Raw genomic sequence first — 3,212 nt, forward strand, 5'->3', positions numbered from 1 at the left:
CCTCCACCCCCCGCCGCCGCAGAGTCCGCTTCCGCCCGGCCGGCGCCGCCGCCCTCGCCCTCGGCCTGGCCGCCGTCACCGGTTGCAGCGGCAGCGGCAGCGGCTCCGACGACGACACCGTGAAGGTCGGCCTGGTGGCCTCCCTCTCGGGCACCTACGAACCGGTCGGCACGGAGCTGCGGGACGGCTTCAAGCTGTATCTGGACACCCACGGCAACAAGCTGGGCGGCCGAAAGGTCGAGCTGATCGTGGCCGACGAGGGCGACGGCCCGCCGACCGCCGTGCCGGCCGCCACCAAGCTGGTCAAGAAGGACAAGGTCGACGTGCTGACCGGCCTCGTCGGCGGCGGCTCGGTGAACGCGGTGCTGCCGCTCATCCAGCAGGCGAAGATCCCCCTCCTGGGGTCGAACGCCCGGCCGCCGGTCAAGGACATCGAGTACGTGTGGACCACGAGCTTCCTGTCCGACGAGCCGGGCAGGGCCATCGCCCCGTACATCAAGGAGAAGGTCGACGGCCCGGTCTACGCGATCGGCCCCGACTACCAGGGCGGTTACGACGAACTGCGCGGCTTCACCGATGAGTTCAAGCGGGTGAAGGGCAAGCTCGCCAATCCGGACGGCAAGACCACCTGGACGCCGTTCCCGAAGACGACCAACTTCATGCCGTACTTCGCCGAGATAGCCAAGACGGACGCCAAGGCGGTGTACTGCTTCTACGCCGGCAAGGCCGCGATCGACTTCGCCAAGCAGTACGCCCAGTCGGACATCGCCGATCTGCCGCTGTACACGGCGTTCGTCACCGAGGGCAGTGTCCTCCAGGCGCAGGGCCCCGCCGCGAAGGACATCTACTCCGTCCTGAACTACGCGGCCGACCTCGACAACGAGGCGAATCGCACGTTCGCCGCCGACTGGACCGCGAAGCACGACACGCAGCCCACCACCTACGCGATGGCGTCGTACGACGCGGCGGCCGTGCTGGACAAGGCGATCGCCGACGCGGCGAAGGACGGCGACGTGACCTCGCAGACCATCAACAAGGCCATCGCGGGTCTCGGCCAGATCGACAGCCCGCGCGGCGCCTGGGAGTTCGGCGACAAGGCCCACTCGCCGGTGCAGACCTGGTACCTGCGCCAAGTGCGGCCGGACGGCTCCAAGTTGGCCAACGTCATGGTCCAGGACCTGGCGACGCTCGGCAGCTGACATGGAGCTCCTGGACGCCCACCTCGTACCGGCGGTGGACGGAGTGGCCTTCGGGCTGCTGCTGTTCGTGGTCGCCGCCGGTCTGAGTCTCGCCTTCGGCACGGCGGGGGTGCTGAACCTGTCGCACGGCACGCTGTACGCGATCGGCGCGTACACCGGAGCCGAGCTGAGCGACGGGACCTGGGGCGGGCTCGCCCTCGGTCTGGCCGCCGGGACGGCGGCGGCGTGCGTGGCGGGGGCGGGGCTGTCCGCGGCGACGGCTCCGCTCGCCCGGCGCGGGCATCTGGCGCAGGCGCTGCTGACGTTCGGTCTTGCCCTGATCGGCGGTGATCTGCTCATCCAGTTCTTCGGGGCGGACGAACTCCCCGTGCGCGTACCGGAGGTGCTCGACTCCTCGGTGACGCTGCTGGGGCACCGCTATCCGGCGTACCGGCTCTGCTTCATCGTCATGGCCGTGCTGCTCGCGGCGTTCGGCACCTGGGTGCTGACCCGGACCCGGATGGGCGCGGCGGTACGGGCCGCCGCGGACGATCCGCAGATGCTCGCGGCCACCGGCCACAGCCCCCGGGCGGTGCACACCGGCGTCCTCGCGGCGGCGGGTGCACTGGCCGGGGCGGCAGGGGTGCTCGGGGCGCCGATCATCGGCCCCGGGCCCGGTACCTCCGAGAACGTGCTGATGCTCTCCCTCGTGGTGGTCGTGCTCGGCGGGCTGCGCTCGCTGTGGGCGACCTTCTTCGCTGCGGTCGCCGTGGGCGAGGTGCAGACGCTGGGCGTCTCGGTGGCGCCCGAGCTGGCCCCGTATCTGCTGTTCGCGGCGATGGCGGCGGTGCTGGTGCTGCGCTCCCGCTTCGCGGAACCGGCGGCGGGAGCGGGTGCGGCGCACGGTCCGGAGGGCTCGGGGCCGGATCCGGTCGCCCGCCTCCGCGGCCGCCTCGCCGCCGGGCTGCGGCGACGGCCGCTGCCCGCCCGGACCGGCCGGCTGCCGGGTGGACCCGCGTGGCGGCAGGCGGCCCCGCTGCTCGTCCTGCTCGGGGTGCTGATCGCGCTGCCGGCCCTGCTGGACTCGTACAGCATCTCGCTGGCCGGTTCCGCCCTGGCGCTCGGGCTGCTCGCGGTCAGCGTCACGATCCTCACCGGGTACGCCGGTCTGCCCACGCTCGGGCAGACCGCGCCGTTCGCCGTGGGCGCGTACGCCACCGCCAATCTCGCGGACGCCGGGTGGACCGCGGGCCCCGTCCAGATCGTCCTCTCGGCGCTCGCCGCCGCCGTGTTCTCGGCGGTGGTGGGGCCCGCGGTGATCCGGGCGCGCGGCACGACCGTGCTCATGATCACGCTGGCGATCGGCGAACTCACCGGCGCGGTCGTCAACCAGCTCAAGTCCGTCACCGGCGGCGCGGACGGTCTCGTCGGCTTCCCGGCGACGCAGGCGCTGTGGGGCGGGGAGGGGATGCTGGAGGAGAGCGAGCTGTACAACTACGCGCTCGTCGTCGCCGTCGTCGCCGTGGCCCTCACCCTGCTCGTTCTGCGCTCCCCGGCGGGCAAGCTGCTGACCGGCACCCGCGGCGCCGAGGCCCGGATGCGCGCCTCCGGGCACCCGGTGGGGCGGTACCTGCTGGTGGCCCATATCTGCGCGGGCGCGCTGGCCGGGGTCGGCGGTTCGCTGATGGTGACCGTGCAGCAGTACCTCTCCCCCGCCGACGTGGGGTTCGAGATCGCCGCGTTCGCGCTGCTGGCGGTGGTCATCGGCGGTACGACGTCGGTGATCGGCGCCCTGCTGGGTGCGGGGCTCATCGTCGCCACCCGGGACTGGGTCGCCGGTTCCTGGCCGGGTCACGGTCCGCTGCTGCTGGGCGTGTTGTTCGTCGCCACGGTGTACCTGCTGCCGCGCGGGCTCGCGGGTCTGCGCGGCGGCGGACCCGGCGGCGGGAGCAGGCCGGTGTCCGGTACGCCGGGTACGCCGGGGGCTCCGGGATCCGAGGACCGGCCCCCGTCCGCGCCCGCCCCGACCCCCGC

General features: G+C 73.1%; 2 protein-coding genes. Both read left to right on the top strand.

The genetic code is table 11. The features are described 5' to 3' along the window. On the top strand, positions 1 to 1,199 hold a 1,199-nt coding region (locus JS521_RS34790), incomplete at its 5' end, for an ABC transporter substrate-binding protein (protein ID WP_239488252.1). 1 nt (position 1,200) lies between these two features. Continuing rightward, positions 1,201 to 3,212: branched-chain amino acid ABC transporter permease (locus tag JS521_RS34795; RefSeq protein ID WP_239488253.1), on the top strand; the 2,012-nt coding region annotated here is incomplete at its 3' end.

The organism is Streptomyces durocortorensis (assembly GCF_016901035.1).
Lineage (GTDB): Bacteria > Actinomycetota > Actinomycetes > Streptomycetales > Streptomycetaceae > Streptomyces > Streptomyces durocortorensis.